The sequence below is a fragment of the Enterobacter wuhouensis genome, assembly GCF_035835995.1.
GTDB classification, from domain to species: Bacteria; Pseudomonadota; Gammaproteobacteria; order Enterobacterales; family Enterobacteriaceae; genus Enterobacter; species Enterobacter wuhouensis.
Genome location: NZ_CP142124.1, coordinates 3,878,536 through 3,894,715, shown reverse-complemented (window position 1 = coordinate 3,894,715; position 16,180 = coordinate 3,878,536). Strand labels below are relative to the sequence as shown.

Sequence of the window (16,180 nt, the reverse complement as noted above, 5' to 3'; positions counted from 1 at the left end):
GTTGAGAAATCAGTTCAGAAACGTTCTCTCAGGATGGGCGTCAGGCATCAGGGATTTAACAGCTGCCGGAATCTAACATAAGTATAGGACATGAGCTCTGTTCTGCGGTTTTGGTCGAGCTAGCGTCGGGAGATAAACAGAGCCTTACATCCGGGGCAAAGCATGGTCTGGTTGAGCCGGATTTTTGACAACGGTTGTACTGATTTTAAGCCACAAACAGGACAGGCAGCAGTGGCAGTAGACGCACTGCTGAAGAATTTCATTGCGTAATTGATAACAGACATAACCATTAACCTTTCAATGAATGAGCTTCACCGTACCACATGTGGTTAAGTTTTAATCTATCTATTTTGACACACTGAAAATCAGGAAAGATAAATGTTCGCAGCCACAGGCCCCCTGAGACCGTTTATCCGGCAAAACTCTATGCGGCTTCCAGGGATGAGTAATTCTGATTCGCGAGAGTTAACGGCTGAAATGTGAAGCAGAACGTCTTTTCGTCCATCAGATGGGATGATGAGGCCTTTACCACTAAGAATATCAAAGCTTTTGACAATTCCTGTCATTTTATGGGACAAGTCAATTCCTTATTGAAAACACGTAAAGACTATACATTGAAAATGGCATTCAGCCACTTTTATTTTCCCTACAGGACCTCTGGACGGCTAAAAGATAATTTGCTTATATCGATTCCCTGTGCCTTAATGAATCCCATCAGTTCGATGTACTAATGAAAGTTAGAAATTTTCCGGGCAGTTCTCATTACCAGGCGCTATCGTTGATATCCCCTCTTTTGAGTCCATATGTTTAATCTTATACGTTTACTATCAATACAATCATGTATAACGGAGTCAGTATGACCTCTAGAATTATGGGCCTGGTTAAATGGTTTAACGAAGACAAAGGTTTTGGCTTCATCTCTCCTCTTGATGGCAGCAAAGATATCTTTGTCCATTTATCTGCACTTGATGGCGACAACTTTAAAACCTTATTTGAAGGTCAGAAAGTTGAATTCGCCATTCACCGCGGAGACAAGGGTCCTGCTGCTGCAAACGTAACACTTTGCGATAAATAAATCATTGTGGGTCTGCGATAACGATGAAGGATTATTCCTGAGTAGACAGATCCATAACTTAAATCAGATGAAAGTCGTTTATTCATAATATCTGATCAGCATATTTTTCAAAATTATGAGTATGCTAACCGATGTGATGAAGTGCAGTACTACTGCATAAAAAGTCTAAAAGCACAAACTAACCACATGTTAAATAAGAAGTGCGTAATGGCTTTGACCTTAATGGCATCTGCCAGTTAATATCCACGAGAGAACATGGTAATAGAATATGATTAAAGTCCTTGTTTTCTTTAATGCTGAATCCTGTAAAGTCATGACCGTTCTGGAAGGTATATCCTCTATCAGGCAGGAATATCCAAACGGTGAAGAAACACATCTTCGGATTATGTCTGCAGGTTTTCCTTCCTTAACTGGCGATCATGGTATTGTTTACGTGGCTACTGACAGGGAGTTAACGTCACAGGAGATACTTGATGCGGCCAGGAAATATTTATAGCATTTTTGTCATGCTCTCTGCTCCACGTTTAATTGCATGCTTACCCTATTTATCAGAATCGAACAAAAAATGAGTTGAAAACATTTATGGCCTGCTAACAGCAGGCTTTTTTTTACATTACACTTTTTAGAAACACCTCTATAAAGAGAGAGTAATTCGCTACCTTCTGACAAAATGCAGGTGTCTCTCCCCTGCGTGCCATCTTGCCATTTGTGAAAAACCTTGCTAAGCGGCGGCGCTGTCTCTCCTCATTTTAAATCTCATCAGGTGTGACTGAAGCAATAAGTTATGAGGATATAAAAAGGCTCTCCGGATGACTCCTGGCATCATAGTTTTAAGTACCTTCAAAAATGCATGGACATTTCGTATGAGTTGTAATTTAGTTCTTGCACATTCTTCTTAATTTTTCTTGCGATAAGAGATTTATATAAGTAGTCTAAACCTCGTTAATAACAATATGTCCCAATCGCATTAAAATGCTCAGTAAGAAAAATCGTGTTGATGAGCAACCGTCGACATTGGTATTTGCTGAACAACGAAAAAACTTTAAAAGGTCTCTTTATGTCAGATGCTCTAACACAGTTAAACAATATCCGTACCTTACGTTCTCAGACTCGTGAAATGTCATTAGATGTACTGGAAGATGTTCTGGAAAAGTTTAAAATTATTCTTATAGAACGACGAGAAGAAGAGACATTACGTCTTGCAAATGAAAGTCAGCGCCGCGATAAACTGGAAACACTTCGTCAGATGATGCTTGATGAGGGTATCGACCCCTCCGAACTTTTAGCTGCTATTGGCTCTTCGGGTAAGGCTAAAAGGACGCGCTCCCCCCGCCCCGCGAAGTATCGATATACTGACGAAACTGGAGAGTCAAAAACATGGTCAGGTCAGGGGCGAATGCCGAAGCGGATCTCAAATCTGATTGCTGAAGGTGGGGAATTAAAAGATTTTGAAATCAGCTAAAAAGAGCCGGGTATAACCCGGCTCTTTTTTGTATAGGCCGCAAGTTGCCTTAGAGAATAGTCGAGAAACATTTAGTTCCGCTGATGTAACCGAGAAGCTGTTTAAAATCACAGTGCTGCTTAAGGGACAAACCGGTTATCTTGCAGATCGTTACAGCGAGCAAAAAGAGAGCCATCAGGAGCTTTCATCCCGAGTTAATTAGGACAATATATAATGTATGTTCTTCGTGAATCCATACTGCATGAGCTTAACAACGTCCGTTATTGGCACAAAACTGACATCCCAACCTGTATCAGATCATTAAAATTGCCATAAGTTAAGCCAGTAACTCTCTGGTATGACGTAGCGCTTGCGCATCAGGCAGGACAGCCAAATTTGATGTTCGCTGAAAGCTGATTGCTCCCTGGCGCAATGCCTATTGTTAGCTTGCAGGTGAAATAATAACAGAAGGCCTATCCAAAGCGTGTTATAAGCGAGTATGAAAACCTCCACACGGGTGGTTGAGAGGCATGGCATGAAATTACGAATCACAAGAGCAATCGGCCTCAGCAGGTTCTCGCCACGTTGGGTTAAGGTTATCTGTTTACAGTTAACAAAAAATGATATTGAGCGCTCCCTCAATGCTCTACTGGCCAACATTGATGAATCTGAGCTTTCTCCGGAGCAAGTCAAAGCGTTTAGGGAATGCGTTGACAGGATTAACCTGGCACGGGGTAAGGGGATGCAGGCGTGAGCACTTTTAATTAAGCATTTTTCGATGTTGCTTTGTCAATGATGGCTTTTATCCAAAAAATTCGGCAGGTGAAAAGTAGTCTAACCGTTTGATAAAAGGTAAGCCCAAACCGTATATGCGCGGCGTGTTTGCTGCGCAAGTATCGCTGACAGGCCGACAGCAGCGGAGCTCTCGAAAGCCACATATGAGCCAATGAAGACTGATGGGAGCGCGTAGGGATGAAACTGTCCGCTATGAGCGAGGAGCGGACGTTTCTTTTGAACATCCAACTGTTCATTCAACCTTCACTCTCACTTTAGGTTTAGATAACAAAATCATTATTAATTCAGAAAAAGGAACTGGCTTAAAGAAATAATATCCCTGCATAAATAAGATATTGTTCCTGATTAGATAGTCAAGCTGCTCTTGCGTTTCTACACCTTCTGCAACAATGCTTATTGAAAGTTTTCGCGCAAGGTCAAGGACAGAATCCAGTATGAGAGTCGAGTCCTCATGCTCATTAACCCGACTTACAAAAGTTTGATCAATTTTGATGTAATCAATATTGAGATCCTGTAGGTAGGAGAGCCCTGAGTAGCCGGTTCCAAAATCATCAAGTGCAATGGAAAAACCATTTGCATGCAGTTCATTCAGGGTTTGAGCAAGTTTTTCATCGATATTCAGGGGCTCACGCTCGGTTACCTCAATGACAAGTTTCAAATCGTGCCGACTGAAACAATTCTTATATTTCAAACACTCTTCCACAAATGTGGGCGCTGCGATATGAGAAGGGTTGTAGTTAATCCCAACATGGAATCCTTCTGGTATTTTACTGGCAACGGCGTTCAAATTAGACACTACTTGGGCCATAAGGCTTTGCGTTAACGGTACTATCAACCCTGATTTTTCCGCCAGAGGAATAAATGAAGCAGGAGAAATATACCCTCCGTTCGGATTCTTCCATCTGGCCAACACTTCAACACCACGAAGTGTGCCATCTTTGCCATTTACGATAGGCTGATAAAAAGGGACGATATCCCCCTTGGAAATGGCCCGACCAAGCGCTTCTTCAGGGAGAGTAGTTTTAGTAAGATATTTATTAAGGATGTAGGCGGCGAGACAGGACATCAGCAGTAAAAACAGCAGTATCCCCCCAGCCTGACTGATCATATTCTGCAGGTTCTGCATGCTGAAAAACGCAACGTAGTTGTAATCAATACTGAAGGGATATTCTGAGTCCCTAACGTGTGCAGAAAGATGTTGCGTTTCGTTTACCTTAGTGACATCACCGGACATACCTATTACGTTATTCCCTACCCTTAGGGCGTATCCTAGGCCTTTTAATGGGATATCCAGCGCATCCCTGATATGACTATCGCTTACTGTGACTATGATACGGCTGTCAGCGTATTTGGTCTGAACGAGAAGAACAGGAAGACCGTCAACTGTACTGCTGGAAGGCACAAGTAACAGTTGGGAATTCGGCAATGCGTTAATGTTAACCAGTAGTACGCGATTTCCCGGTAGGGATGAACACCAGACTGCTCCCCTCCTGACTATAATGATAGTTCTGAGATGGGGGAGGAGTGCTGCTAAAGTACCAAGCTGATATTGCTCTTCCGGGCCACAGCCTTTTTCGGCAATACCCATCGCCGTCCGGTTAGCAAGGCGGGCTTCATTCAGAATCACTGTCATATTGTTTGATACATACCTTGCCCCAGCAAGACCGTCTGCGCGAGTGGTGTACCAGACCTGTGTATTAAGAATGAATACCCCCAGGATAAACATTGCCACGGCTACGGCGATGGGAAGAATTGCATTGCGCATTTACGTATCCTGGGATGTCTGATTAGACTACTATGGAGCATCGAAGTGCCCAATTCTGTAATTACAAAAAGCATGGTTGATAAGATAAAAATTAACCATGACAAACATAGAAATATTTTGCACAAAGCGAGCACTTTTCCTGAGACTTCGTTTTCAGATACAGGGATGTGATGCTACCCTGATCGCCTTAGAAATCTTTACTTCCGCTTATGGCGCAAGGTTGCTGTTATAGCCCTGACAATCTTATACTCCATCGACTCAGATATCTCTAACGCATCATCGACTTCAATGCCCAGATAGCGGACTGTGCGTTCCAGTTTGTTATGGCCAAACAGAAGATGGATCCCCTTGAGATTCTTGCTTTTCTTGTATCTCAGTTAAGATTTTGTTCTCCTCACGGAATCAGTGCCTTACAGCGTGTCATCAAGACCAAGCGTTGCTGCCCATCCATGATAATGCGATTGTATTGTCGGGATGAGATATGTTGGTAAGAACTGGCCCGCTATTGGAACATAAAGTCTTAGCTGTGCAGAAAATAGCCTCCCCTTTAATTGATTTTAAAAATTAATAGTTTTCTTGTTATTGTTTTATATATAACACAAAAGAATTACTAGATTGTTAATCATGGCTCGTCGTGTATATTGTATAAAGAAGATAAAGAATATTATCGATGTGAAATTCTTGACGGGATATTCGATGTCGATTATCCCGTTTTTTTTTGAAAAAAATCCTCTAGATTTTTGTATAAAAAATCGAACAACTGCTTAAGGAAAAATGTTCTTTTATAAAGATACGTTAAGATGTGGTGCCGGGTGCCTCCCGATGTATCTTTACCAGTCCTGAGATACGCGAGCATATTGCATTTTGACTGGTTCGCCCCGCCGCTGAGGGGGATTCACCACTTGATAAAGTTAGAATAAGATCATGTTTTCGTCAATATGCAATTCTTCGAGAGTTAATGGACGCATTTAATATTTTTGTCATCTAACGGTCGTTTGATTTAAAGAAATCACCATCTGCAGATGAGTGTAGAGGTTGCATGAATTTCCGATTTTATTGCAAAAAAAGAATTCTAATATTTCTTTTAAAATTCACACACTAACTTTTTGAGTGCGTGCAAAAAAACCGTGTGCTTAACACGGTTTCTGAAAATCAGAAAAGGTTGCTTTACCATTCATGTGCTTCATAAGAAGCTTATTCATTATAAGCTACAATCAAAAAGTATGCTGAATTTTTATAATAAATGTAAGTACCGATATCTTTTCTTTTCCCCTCTTAGTAGGCAGCAAGATTGCAGTTAGCCTCAACGAAAGATTATTTGTATTATAGAACAATCGCTTGCTATCTTTTTTGGTGACATCAACGATGTAAGCACAACTCGATAAGGGTTTCGTTCAACTTTAGCGGGCAACAAAAACCATTCACTGCTTTTGAGTTTTTCCCGTATCGATTTTGAATTGTTTGATATTAATCCTCCGCTGCGACCTGCTCTCCGTTAACTAGCAAGGACTTACATTAGGAACGTCTGCTCATGGCACGAAGCAGACCCACATAACTAATTCACTAGCCTTCATTCAGTGTTCGCTTAAATCGATCGTCAGAGCTGAGATCTAAAATTTAGTCAGTTATATATCATCTTACTGAATACCTTTACCTTTCTCTTCAACAGGCCATCTCCACCGGATGGCCTTTATCATTCAGAGGCCAGCATGAAACATCTCTCGGGCTACGCCCTTATCCGCCGTCACCTGCGGCGCTATCCACGCTCACTACGACAACATTTGCTGAAAGAACTCAATCAGCTCGTCACGTACGAACCAGTGATTGGCATTATGGGTAAAACCGGCGTCGGTAAGTCCTCGCTGTGTAACGCGCTGTTTCGTAGTGAAGTTTGCGCCGTGAATGCGGTGGAAGCCTGTACCCGCCAGCCTCAACGGGTTCGTCTGCGCTTTGGCTCTCACTATTTGACGCTGTTTGACCTGCCTGGTGTTGGAGAAAGCCTGCAACGTGATGATGAGTACCGCGAACTTTATCAGGAACTGATGCCAAAGCTCGATATGGTGTTGTGGGTGTTAAAGGCGGATGACCGCGCCTTCTCGGTAGAGGAGCAGTTTTATCAGGCCGTTTTTGCCGGGTACAACGGGCCACGGCCTCCATTGATATGGGTACTGAATCAGGCGGACAAGACCGAACCGGCAGAGCAATGGAACTGGTCTTCCGCGCAACCCTCAGCGCTGCAGGCTGAACATATTGCTCAGAAACAACTGGCAGTTGCCCGCCTTCTGGGAATTGCAGAGCGTGATGTACTGGTCATCTCCGTCAGGGGGCGTTACCGGCTGTCGCGCCTGGTGGAGGCCATGATTACCCGTCTCCCAAAGCAGACCCGCAGCCCGCTGGTACCGCACCTTCAAACCGGCTATCGCACACAAGTCGTTATCAGCAGCTCCCGCACCGGCTTTGGCGAGGCGGTCGTGGAGGTGATTGACCGCATCATTGATTTGGCCCCGCTGCCGCAAGTTGCCCGCTCGGCCCTTCAGGCCGTGACGCATACCGTGGCCCGCGCCGCCCGCACGATCTGGTCCTACTTCTTCGGTTGACTTTCTCCGTACATCCCACATTTCGATAAGTTTTTTGGTTCATACACGATCGAAATTCTCGATCGACCCGATCGGATATCTTCATTATCCAGGCGAAAAAACCGCTTATAAAATCCCCTGGCAGACATTCACTGAGTAAGCGCGACAGCGCACCTGTCGCATCACAAGGAGCAAATATGAACATGTTCTCTGCTGCCGCCGCCGTAATCACATTACTGGCAGGCCTCGTCTCATCTGCGGTAAGCGCAGAAAATGACGCCATCAAAGTCGATATCCAGAAAAGTGGCTGGGAGTGCAATGACTGTGTCTACGTCACTGTGACTGCCCGCACGGAGCGGATTCAGATAAAAAATATCGATGTAAACCGGGGCAAATGCCCGCAGCTGAAGCAGGGCGTGACCACCATTCAGGGTCAGAAGATGGAGGGGTGGTGGCCCAATAAAGACCCGTTCACGCCCCGTACGATGCAGTTTGCTGACAGTCTGACCTGGCGATTTGGCAACACGCTCTGGCAGAAGGGTATTACCTGCAATGTTATTGAAGCCCGGATATTCACTGACCTGGGCGTATTCACTTACAGCTGAAACCATGATGAAAATAAAACAAACGACCCAAAAGATTGTCTCGTTGCTGATACTGGCCTGCCTCGCAATGAGCGCCGATGTGTCTGCGGCACCCGCCGGGAATGAGTCCCGACTGATTACAGATGAGGCCGGATATCTGGTCTGCCATCGGTGTGGCGCGGAACACAAGGACAGCTATCTAATGGCGGAGTATCCTGCGGGCTCGCGGGAGAAATCCGTGAATTATCACCTGGTCCGGGATATGAGTCGCTACACCTTTCTGATGTCTTCGGATGCCCCGGCGACTGCGGCGAATCAGACGCCGGATTTCTGGTACATCGATAAGCAATCATCCACCCCGGCGCTGAACAGCATTGTCTTTGACGACGATAATTCGGCACTGTCATCCGCAGAGCACATCACCGTGACAGAGGCTGACGGCCAGACCCGGCTCAACGTTATTTGGGCGAACGGGAAGCGGAACATCTTCATTCTCGATAATCCTTAAACCCCATCAGATCAGCATCACACCCGACGCCCTGCTCATTCGAGTGGGGCGTTTTCTTTTGTGCCTTCAGATAAGGAAACAACCATGAAATTAGCCAGCCGTTTTGGTGCGGTGAACCTCGTTCGCCGTGACCGCCCGCTCACCCACGAGGAGCTGGCGCACTATGTGCCGAGCGTGTTCAGTGAAGACAAGCATGAATCCCGCTCAGAACGTTATTCATATATTCCGACCATCACCCTGCTTGAAAACCTGCAGCGTGAAGGGTTCCAGCCTTTCTTTGCCTGTCAGACCCGCGTGCGGGACCCCAGCAAACGTGAACACACCAAACACATGCTGCGCCTGCGCCGTGAAGGGCAAATCACCGGTAAGCAGGTGCCGGAAATTATCCTGCTGAATAGTCATGATGGGTCCAGTTCCTATCAGATGCTGCCGGGACTGTTTCGTGCTGTTTGTCAGAATGGGCTGATATGCGGGGAGAGTTTTGGAGAAGTACGTGTGCCGCATAAAGGCAACGTGGTGGAGAAAGTCATTGAAGGGGCTTATGAAGTGCTGGAGATATTTGACCGGGTGGAGGAGAAGCGCGATGCCATGCATTCACTTCTGCTACCGCCACCTGCTCAGCAGGCGATGGCGAAAGCGGCACTGACTTACCGTTTTGGGGAAGAGCATCAGCCGGTCACGGAGTCACAAATTCTTGCGCCACGCCGCTTGCAGGATGAGAGCAATGACCTGTGGACCACGTATCAGCGCATTCAGGAAAACCTGATTAAAGGCGGTCTGTCCGGTAGAACGACCAAAGGCAAACGGGCCCATACCCGCGCAGTGAAAGGCATCGATGGGGATGTGAAGCTCAATCGTGCCCTTTGGGTCATGGCTGAAAACATGCTGGAGCTCGCATCATGACCGCGCAGAAACAAAAGGGCCAGAGCCTGCTTCCGGCCGGACCTTTTACCCGCCAGCAGGCGGAGTACGTCAACGCGGCATACCAAAACATCTTCATCGAGGATGACCAGGGAAGCCATTTTCGGCTGGTCCTGCGCGATGCGGATGGCCGGATGGTTTGGCGAGCCTGGAACTTTGAACCGAAGGCCGGGACCGGGCTTAATGCGTACATCCGGGACTACGGCATCCTGCAGGGCCCTCTCAGCCGCCTGCCTTATTAACCACATTGCCACGCTTTCATTTTTCCCCTGACCCGCCAGCCTGAACCGCTGGCTTTTTTATTACCGGAGAAACCCATGAATGACACCACAACTGAACTCACCATTTCCGTCGCTGTTGTTGCCGATGAGTTACGCATCGGCTTCTGGCCGCAGCACTTTGGCTCCATCCCGCAGTGGATAACCCTTGAACCTCGCATTTTCGCCTGGATGGACCGGCTGTGTGTCGATTATCACGGCGGTATCTGGCGCTTTTCGACGCTCAGTAATGGAGGTGCTTTTATGGCTCCAGAGTCAGAGAGCGATGAGAAGTGGTCATTGTTCAACAACATGAACGGCAATGGCGCAGAGCTTACCAGTGAAGCTGCAGGGATAGTCGCGTGCCTGATGGCATACAGCCACCATGCCTGTCGTACCGAATGTGACGCGATGACTGAGCATTATTATCGCTTACGTGACTACGCGCTGAACCATCCGGAATGCAGCGCCATTATGCATCTCATTGACTGAGGCATACCGAACATGAATACCGCAATATCCCCACCGTTATCGCAGCCTGAACTCTTTCCGGTGTCGGTCATGGCTCAGCATGGTTGCCTGCTCCCCGCGACATCCGGATTGACACCCTATGCCCAACGGACCATTCGCCGGGCTATCAACCTGCTGGATAAATATCTGCGCCAGCCCGGCATATCTTTTACCTCAAGTACTGCTGCCCGTGACTGGCTTCGGTTACAGCTGGCAGGACAAGAACGGGAAGTGTTTATGGTGCTCTATCTTGATAATCAGCATCGTTTACTGGAGAGCGAAACGCTGTTTGCCGGTTCAGTTAACCATGTCCAGGTCCATCCCCGCGAAGTAGTGAAGTCAGCGCTTCGCTTAAATGCTGCAGCTGCCGTGCTGGCGCATAACCATCCATCCGGTGATCCCGAGCCCAGCCAATGCGATCGCAATATTACGGGCAGGCTTAAAGATGCCCTGGCACTGGTTGATGTGAACACGCTCGATCATCTGGTCATCGGCTCAGAGGGCATTGTGTCGTTCGCGGAGCGAGGCTGGATATGAAAATCATCAGTAAACGCCAGGCAATGACCCTGTACCGGCAACATCCTGGCTCCCGGCTGTTTCGCTTCAGTACAGGAAAATATAAATGGTCAGGCAGTATCTGCCATTATGCTGGCCGCGAGGTGGAAGATATACGCGGCGTTCTGGCCGTATTTGCTGAACGCCGTCAGGACCGCAATGGTCCCTATGTCATTCTTCGAAGTGTCACTCTCAATTAATCTTTCCCTTTAATCAGGAACAATAATGAACAATCACTCAGAATCTGGTGACAAGCCGGAGAATCCAGCCTGCCAGCAGTGGGGGCTAAAGAGTACGATCACACCCTGTTTTGGAGCTCGTCTGGTGCAGGAAGGCAACCGGGTGTATTTTCTCGCTGACCGGGCCGGATTCAACGGTGCTTTCAGCGACGATGACGCGCTGCACCTGGATCAGGTCTTTCCGTTGATACTCAAACAACTGGAGCTGATGCTCACCAGCGGAGAACTCTCTTCCCGGCATCAGCACTGCGTCACGCTATATCACAACGGACTAACGTGCGAAGCCGATACTCTTGGTAGTTGCGGCTACATATATATCGCCATTTATCCCACTCAACGTTAATTACCTTCACGAGAGAAAACATGAAACCTCAACCTGCAACAACTTCGCGGGCGGTAAAGCCCTGTCTGTCGCCCGTGGCAGTGTGGCAAATGTTACTGACACGCCTGCTTGGACAGCACTATGGCCTGACACTGAACGACACGCCGTTCAGTGATGAAACCGTAATTCAGGAACACATTGATGCCGGTATCACGCTGACTGATGCCGTGAATATTCTGGTGGAAAAGTACGAACTGGTTCGTATTGATCGCAGAGGGTTTAGCTGGCAAGAACAAACGTCATATCTCACGATTATTGATATCATGAGGGCCCGCTGCGTTCTGGGTTTATTAAATCATAATTAGTCTGATGCTAATGGTGTCGCTGCTTTCGCAGTATGCTTGCCATTTGCTATCATCTCGCTTCCTGCTGATTTATCGACAAAGGTAATTACTTGAATTCAAAGTCTCTGTGCTTTGGGGGTATCTTTGGGGGTATAAGTTAAGATATAACTTGAAAATTCTATATTTTTCAGGTTCTTGTTGGTTTTGTTCTACTCCCTTCGCCCGCTCCAGTTTCAAGTCTACTACACTCATTTTTCCCAGAATAAATCAGCAGTCTCAGCATTCCACAACGAGATAACTATGTTACTGATCTTTGGCGGTCTGCCCGGCACCGGGAAATCAACCATTGCTCGCCTGCTTGCCGCAAGGCTGGATGCAGTCTGGTTACGCATTGATTCGATTGAGCAGGCGCTGATTCGCGCCAAAACCGTCACTACGCAGGATATGGGGCCCGCCGGCTATCTGGTGGCATACTCCCTAGCCGAGGATAACCTCAGGCTGGGTAACCTGGTGATTGCTGATTCGGTCAATCCCATTGCCATTACCCGCCAGGCCTGGAGAGAGGTCGCGACCGTGAATGCCGTGCCTTTTCTGGAGATAGAATTTACCTGCTCCGACCAAACCCAGCATCGATATCGCGTTGAAAACCGCACTGCGGATATTAGCGGCCATATTTTGCCGGACTGGCAAAAGGTGATTACCCGTGAATACGAACCCTGGCGTTCTGCTAGCCTGACTCTGGACACTTCCATGCTGACCGCCGAAGAGGCGGTAGAGCGGATCCTGCAGCATATGAAGTCGCGCGGTTTCTGCACGCCGGTAAGTTCATAGAGTAAGCCGGGTAACGGATGGAGTGAACATTACGTTGCAAAACGTGGTTGGTTTTTCAGATTATCTTTCTCAACCATTTCCACCCTTTATAATTTACCCTGCCAGGACGTTTTGCATCACAAAACACAAAATTCCGCCAGGGTCCCGTATCTGATGAGCGATTAAAAGTGTACTCTTTTGAGTATGGCATCTGAGCATACCGCTCAAATGACTTGTGATGCCTCTCGTTATATATGGATAACCGCTATGCCAAAAGAGAACAAAAATCCAAAGCTGCGCAACTACGATCCCCGTTTTATCTACTCTCTTGTTGTTAAGCGTTATTTCTCTGAAATGAAGACGAAAATAGAAATCGCCGAGGAGCTCGGTCTGTCTCGCTTCAAAGTTGCACGCCTGATTGATGAAGCCATTGCGCAAGAGTATGTAAAATTTACCTTCCCTAAACAGCAGGCTCTGGACGAGGAAATAGCGCAAAATCTCTGCAAAAAATACGGATTGCAGGATGCCGTTGTGCTCTCCGTTTCCGAGTCCTGGTCTTCCCAGGAACAGCTAAACGTCAAGCTGGGAGGGATAACGGCGACCTACCTGAGTGAGATCCTCAAAGAGGGTATGAAATTTGGTCTCGCCTGGGGGCGGGTTCTTTCAAGTACTGTGAGTCAACTGACGACATTACCCGTGCTGGATGTGGTTCAGCTTTCTGGCGTTCATCCAGGCATTGAATTTAGTCAGGGGCCGATTGATTTAATTCACAAAGTCGCTGCCATTTCCCACGGAAGAGCGCACCCGATGTATGTACCCATGTGGGTGGATGACGAAAGTTTAGCCCAGAAACTCGCAGAGGATCAGGCTGTTCAGGATACGCAAAAGTTTTACTCAAATATGGATGTCGTTATTACGGGCATTGGGGCCTGGAAAACCGGCTCTTCCAGTTTATGCGATATATTCCCTGAAGCGTGGCGTGAGACTTTACTTAGTCAGGACATTACTGCTGATGTATGCGTAACACTGGTAAATAGCAAAGGGGAAATACTGGATAGCCCGCTGAACCGCCTGGGGTTCGGCATTACGACAGAACAATTGCGGGCCACAAAGAAACTGATTGGGGTTGCTGGGGGGGACGAAAAATATGAAGGTATAGTTGCCTCTCTCAAATCAGGTCTTCTGAATGTGCTGATTACTGATTTTGATACGGCTATAAAACTTCTGGATTAATGGTCACATTGAATTCATTTTGCGCCGCATTGTGTTTCATATATGCACTGCTTACTTTCTGATTTGAAAAAGGCAGATAAGTGATATCTGCCTTTTGTTTATCAGGATGCTACAAGCATCTCTTCAACATATTTCCCGACTTCGTGCGTTTTAAGGTTACGGCACGACTCGATGAACGAAATATCCTGGAAGAGCGTAAAGAGGCGGCGCAGCACAGACATATGCTGATCGCTGGTGGCGAAGGCGAGATTAAACATAATGCCGCATTCCACTGTGAGGTCAGCATCTTCCATCTGACCAAACACGACTCCTTTATCAAAACGCACAATGCTTATGCTATTGGTTTTTACCAGCGTATAGTCTGCATGCGGGATGGCAATGCCCTGACCGTTCGCCATTAATAAACCAGTTGGATAAGTCTTCTCACGCTCCAGGCAGGCCTGAATATACTCGGGAGTGATATAGCCTTTTTCCAACAGCTTCTGGCCTGCAAACTCAATTGCTGCATGCCAGTCAGCGATCGTACCCTCGACGTCATTTACCAGAATCTCAAGTTTCATCATTTCTCCTGGCTAAGCATTTCTTCTTTAACAGCATCAAAAATCTCATCTTCGCCCAGACCCGTTAACAGGCCCGCCCCCACAATCACACGAGTAGTGATGCCTGGGTTATCCAGCTTGGTTGAAGAAACAATCAGGTCATAGCTGTTAAACGTGTCCGTGGTGCAGGCCATTAAAGAGGATTTATCTACCTGCGCTTCGATGTTCTGTTCTTTCAGGTAATCCTGCAGGACAGAAACCATAATGGAAGAGGAGGCAATACCGTTTCCGCATACAACTAAAATTTTTTTCATTTTTAATTACCTTCTGAAGTTTTAAGCCGTTTTTTCTGCCTCAGTTTTCAACTGGCGGCGCGCTTTCTGTTTGAGTAAATAGCCTACGGACAACAGCAACACAGCGGCGAGAGCATAGCCTGCGATGCCAACATGGCTGAGTCCAGCAAAGAGACCGGTGAAAGGGTTAGCTGACGGGTTAAGCGATGAGTACATCACGCTGGCATCGGGATTGGTGCCGAACTTCTGGAACACTTCATTTGTTGCCGGAGCCATCCAGGAAGCGATGTATAAGCCGCCGCCAAACAGGATGATGGAGGTCACCCAGGTACGAATTATGTTGCCATTAAAAACAGGTACCATACACGCAATAAAGAATACGAACTGCGAGAGGTCCCCCAGAGGCATCACTCGGTTGCCGGGAAGGACAACGGCGAGGATAACAATGACCGGGATCAGTAGCAGGGCAGGTGCGATAACTGAAGGATGACCAACAATCAGCGCGGTATCCATCCCGACAGTGATCTCACGATCCGGGAAACGTTTAACCAGTTTCTTACGTGCCACGTTGGACAGTGGTACCAGACCTTCCATCATGATTGAGGTCATGCGCGGCAGCAGGAGCATCACGGCGGCAAGGTACATACCCAGCTGCAGGCTGGCGATAATGGTGTGATACGGAGATTCCCAACCATAACCACAGAAGCCAAGAAGAATGCCAATAATGAAACCAACCATGGTCGGATCGCCAAGGATACCAAAGCGTTTCTGAATGCTTTCCGCCGTGACGTTCAGGTTACGGAATCCAGGAATACGATCGTAAATCCAGTTAAACGGATAAGCGAACAGCAAATAGGTATTTGCAACCGGGTGAGAGATGGCAACGCCTTTTGGCAGGTTGAAGAATTTCTCGTTGTTTTTGGCACCGAGGTCAGCCGCGATAAGCGCCCAGACATGGAACAAGGCAGCCGTAAGAACGCCGTAAAGGAAGCTGCCGGAGTAAGCGCCAACAATGGCACCCATCGAGGCATTCTGATGAAGGTTAAACACGTCAACGTTTACGCAGTCCGTCAGACGGGCCACCAGCATGGCAATATTCACCGCGACGCACAGAGGGATAATAATCGCCCCCATGCTTGAGCCAAAACCCATGACGGCGGTGGCTGCGCCGCCAACGTCAATGGCGCTCAGTGAGGAACCGGTGGCCTCAGCAAGCCCCGTCACCGCCGGCTGCATTTTTTCAAGCATCAGCTTGATGGTCATGGTTAATGCAATAAAACCAATGCCGACTTTAATGGCTGATGAAATACACTCCGACAGAGGGCGCCCCAGAAGTTTCATCAGTATAAGGAAGATGACCGGTATAAAAATAAAGTTACCCAGGTCATTGATAAACTGTGTGATCAGTTCCAT

General features: G+C 47.2%; 22 protein-coding genes and 2 pseudogenes. 17 read left to right on the top strand and 7 right to left on the bottom strand.

The window, feature by feature from the left end:
• Window positions 1–119 precede the first annotated feature (119 nt).
• Complete coding sequence (locus VPX56_RS18515) at window positions 120–263, bottom strand: YnfU family zinc-binding protein (protein ID WP_228961026.1); 144 nt, start codon at window positions 261–263, stop codon at window positions 120–122.
• Between the two features lie 102 nt (window positions 264–365).
• Window positions 366–578 carry a cold shock-like protein CspF gene (gene cspF / locus VPX56_RS18510; protein ID WP_001446195.1) on the bottom strand — a complete coding sequence of 71 codons (213 nt, stop codon included), beginning with the start codon at window positions 576–578 and terminating at the stop codon, window positions 366–368.
• A 278-nt stretch (window positions 579–856) separates the two neighbouring features.
• Here cspF and VPX56_RS18505 point away from each other — a divergent pair, with 278 nt between their 5' ends.
• The 5 genes and pseudogenes from VPX56_RS18505 (at window position 857) to VPX56_RS18485 (ending at window position 3,270) form a co-directional block, all read left to right on the top strand.
• On the top strand, window positions 857–1,075 hold the full coding sequence (locus tag VPX56_RS18505) for a cold shock domain-containing protein (RefSeq protein WP_000203924.1): 219 nt from the start codon (window positions 857–859) through the stop codon (window positions 1,073–1,075).
• A gap of 268 nt (window positions 1,076–1,343) precedes the next feature.
• A complete protein-coding gene (locus VPX56_RS18500) occupies window positions 1,344–1,571 on the top strand; it encodes a hypothetical protein (RefSeq protein WP_010434226.1) in 228 nt (75 codons plus the stop codon).
• 561 nt (window positions 1,572–2,132) lie between these two features.
• Window positions 2,133–2,537 (top strand): H-NS family histone-like protein, encoded by a 405-nt coding sequence (locus VPX56_RS18495; RefSeq protein WP_223537960.1) that lies wholly within the window; start codon window positions 2,133–2,135, stop codon window positions 2,535–2,537.
• A 52-nt stretch (window positions 2,538–2,589) separates the two neighbouring features.
• Window positions 2,590–2,739: pseudogene (locus VPX56_RS18490) on the top strand (arsenical resistance protein ArsH); the annotation flags it as partial.
• 312 nt (window positions 2,740–3,051) lie between these two features.
• Window positions 3,052–3,270 carry a hypothetical protein gene (locus VPX56_RS18485; protein WP_063956689.1) on the top strand — a complete coding sequence of 73 codons (219 nt, stop codon included), beginning with the start codon at window positions 3,052–3,054 and terminating at the stop codon, window positions 3,268–3,270.
• Window positions 3,271–3,543: 273 nt separating this feature from the next.
• On the opposite strand, the gene VPX56_RS18480 is transcribed toward VPX56_RS18485, so the two are convergent.
• Window positions 3,544–5,076: an EAL domain-containing protein gene (locus VPX56_RS18480; RefSeq protein WP_048991857.1), complete on the bottom strand. Its 1,533-nt coding sequence runs from the start codon at window positions 5,074–5,076 to the stop codon at window positions 3,544–3,546.
• Between the two features lie 197 nt (window positions 5,077–5,273).
• Window positions 5,274–5,578, bottom strand: a pseudogene (locus VPX56_RS18475) (hypothetical protein); the annotation flags it as partial.
• 1,207 nt (window positions 5,579–6,785) lie between these two features.
• Between VPX56_RS18475 and VPX56_RS18470 the strand changes: the two are divergent.
• From VPX56_RS18470 to VPX56_RS18415, 12 genes are all read left to right on the top strand, one after another.
• Complete coding sequence (locus VPX56_RS18470; RefSeq protein ID WP_094917353.1) at window positions 6,786–7,673, top strand: GTPase family protein; 888 nt, start codon at window positions 6,786–6,788, stop codon at window positions 7,671–7,673.
• Window positions 7,674–7,849: 176 nt separating this feature from the next.
• A complete protein-coding gene (locus tag VPX56_RS18465; protein ID WP_048294088.1) occupies window positions 7,850–8,257 on the top strand; it encodes a hypothetical protein in 408 nt (135 codons plus the stop codon).
• Window positions 8,258–8,261: 4 nt separating this feature from the next.
• Window positions 8,262–8,744 carry a hypothetical protein gene (locus VPX56_RS18460; protein WP_326468181.1) on the top strand — a complete coding sequence of 161 codons (483 nt, stop codon included), beginning with the start codon at window positions 8,262–8,264 and terminating at the stop codon, window positions 8,742–8,744.
• Between the two features lie 84 nt (window positions 8,745–8,828).
• Window positions 8,829–9,647: a DUF932 domain-containing protein gene (locus VPX56_RS18455; RefSeq protein ID WP_048294090.1), complete on the top strand. Its 819-nt coding sequence runs from the start codon at window positions 8,829–8,831 to the stop codon at window positions 9,645–9,647.
• Window positions 9,644–9,907, top strand: a complete 264-nt coding sequence (locus VPX56_RS18450; RefSeq protein WP_048294091.1) for a DUF905 domain-containing protein — start codon at window positions 9,644–9,646, stop codon at window positions 9,905–9,907. Before VPX56_RS18455 ends, VPX56_RS18450 begins: the two co-directional genes overlap by 4 nt.
• Before the next feature lie 75 nt (window positions 9,908–9,982).
• Window positions 9,983–10,414, top strand: a complete 432-nt coding sequence (locus tag VPX56_RS18445) for an antirestriction protein (RefSeq protein WP_048294092.1) — start codon at window positions 9,983–9,985, stop codon at window positions 10,412–10,414.
• 12 nt (window positions 10,415–10,426) lie between these two features.
• Window positions 10,427–10,969, top strand: coding sequence for a RadC family protein (gene radC, locus VPX56_RS18440; RefSeq protein WP_048294093.1), 543 nt, complete (start codon window positions 10,427–10,429; stop codon window positions 10,967–10,969).
• Window positions 10,966–11,187: a DUF987 domain-containing protein gene (locus VPX56_RS18435; protein WP_012543032.1), complete on the top strand. Its 222-nt coding sequence runs from the start codon at window positions 10,966–10,968 to the stop codon at window positions 11,185–11,187. The genes radC and VPX56_RS18435 overlap by 4 nt, the downstream gene beginning before the upstream one ends.
• Before the next feature lie 25 nt (window positions 11,188–11,212).
• Window positions 11,213–11,569, top strand: coding sequence for a type IV toxin-antitoxin system YeeU family antitoxin (locus VPX56_RS18430; RefSeq protein ID WP_094917351.1), 357 nt, complete (start codon window positions 11,213–11,215; stop codon window positions 11,567–11,569).
• 20 nt (window positions 11,570–11,589) lie between these two features.
• Complete coding sequence (locus VPX56_RS18425; protein WP_094917349.1) at window positions 11,590–11,913, top strand: TA system toxin CbtA family protein; 324 nt, start codon at window positions 11,590–11,592, stop codon at window positions 11,911–11,913.
• 279 nt (window positions 11,914–12,192) lie between these two features.
• Window positions 12,193–12,723 (top strand): P-loop nucleotide/nucleoside kinase family protein, encoded by a 531-nt coding sequence (locus tag VPX56_RS18420; protein WP_131633621.1) that lies wholly within the window; start codon window positions 12,193–12,195, stop codon window positions 12,721–12,723.
• A gap of 246 nt (window positions 12,724–12,969) precedes the next feature.
• Window positions 12,970–13,935 carry a sugar-binding transcriptional regulator gene (locus VPX56_RS18415; protein ID WP_131633622.1) on the top strand — a complete coding sequence of 322 codons (966 nt, stop codon included), beginning with the start codon at window positions 12,970–12,972 and terminating at the stop codon, window positions 13,933–13,935.
• Window positions 13,936–14,036: 101 nt separating this feature from the next.
• On the opposite strand, the gene VPX56_RS18410 is transcribed toward VPX56_RS18415, so the two are convergent.
• From VPX56_RS18410 to VPX56_RS18400, 3 genes are read right to left on the bottom strand one after another with little or no spacing between them, the layout of a single operon-like run.
• Window positions 14,037–14,495, bottom strand: a complete 459-nt coding sequence (locus tag VPX56_RS18410) for a PTS sugar transporter subunit IIA (protein ID WP_004105511.1) — start codon at window positions 14,493–14,495, stop codon at window positions 14,037–14,039.
• Entirely contained in the window at window positions 14,495–14,788 is a 294-nt protein-coding gene (locus VPX56_RS18405) for a PTS sugar transporter subunit IIB (RefSeq protein ID WP_131633623.1), read from the bottom strand. Before VPX56_RS18405 ends, VPX56_RS18410 begins: the two co-directional genes overlap by 1 nt.
• A gap of 21 nt (window positions 14,789–14,809) precedes the next feature.
• The gene (locus VPX56_RS18400) at window positions 14,810–16,180 is read right to left on the bottom strand and encodes a PTS galactitol transporter subunit IIC (RefSeq protein ID WP_004105509.1); all 1,371 of its coding nucleotides are present in this window, start codon (window positions 16,178–16,180) and stop codon (window positions 14,810–14,812) included.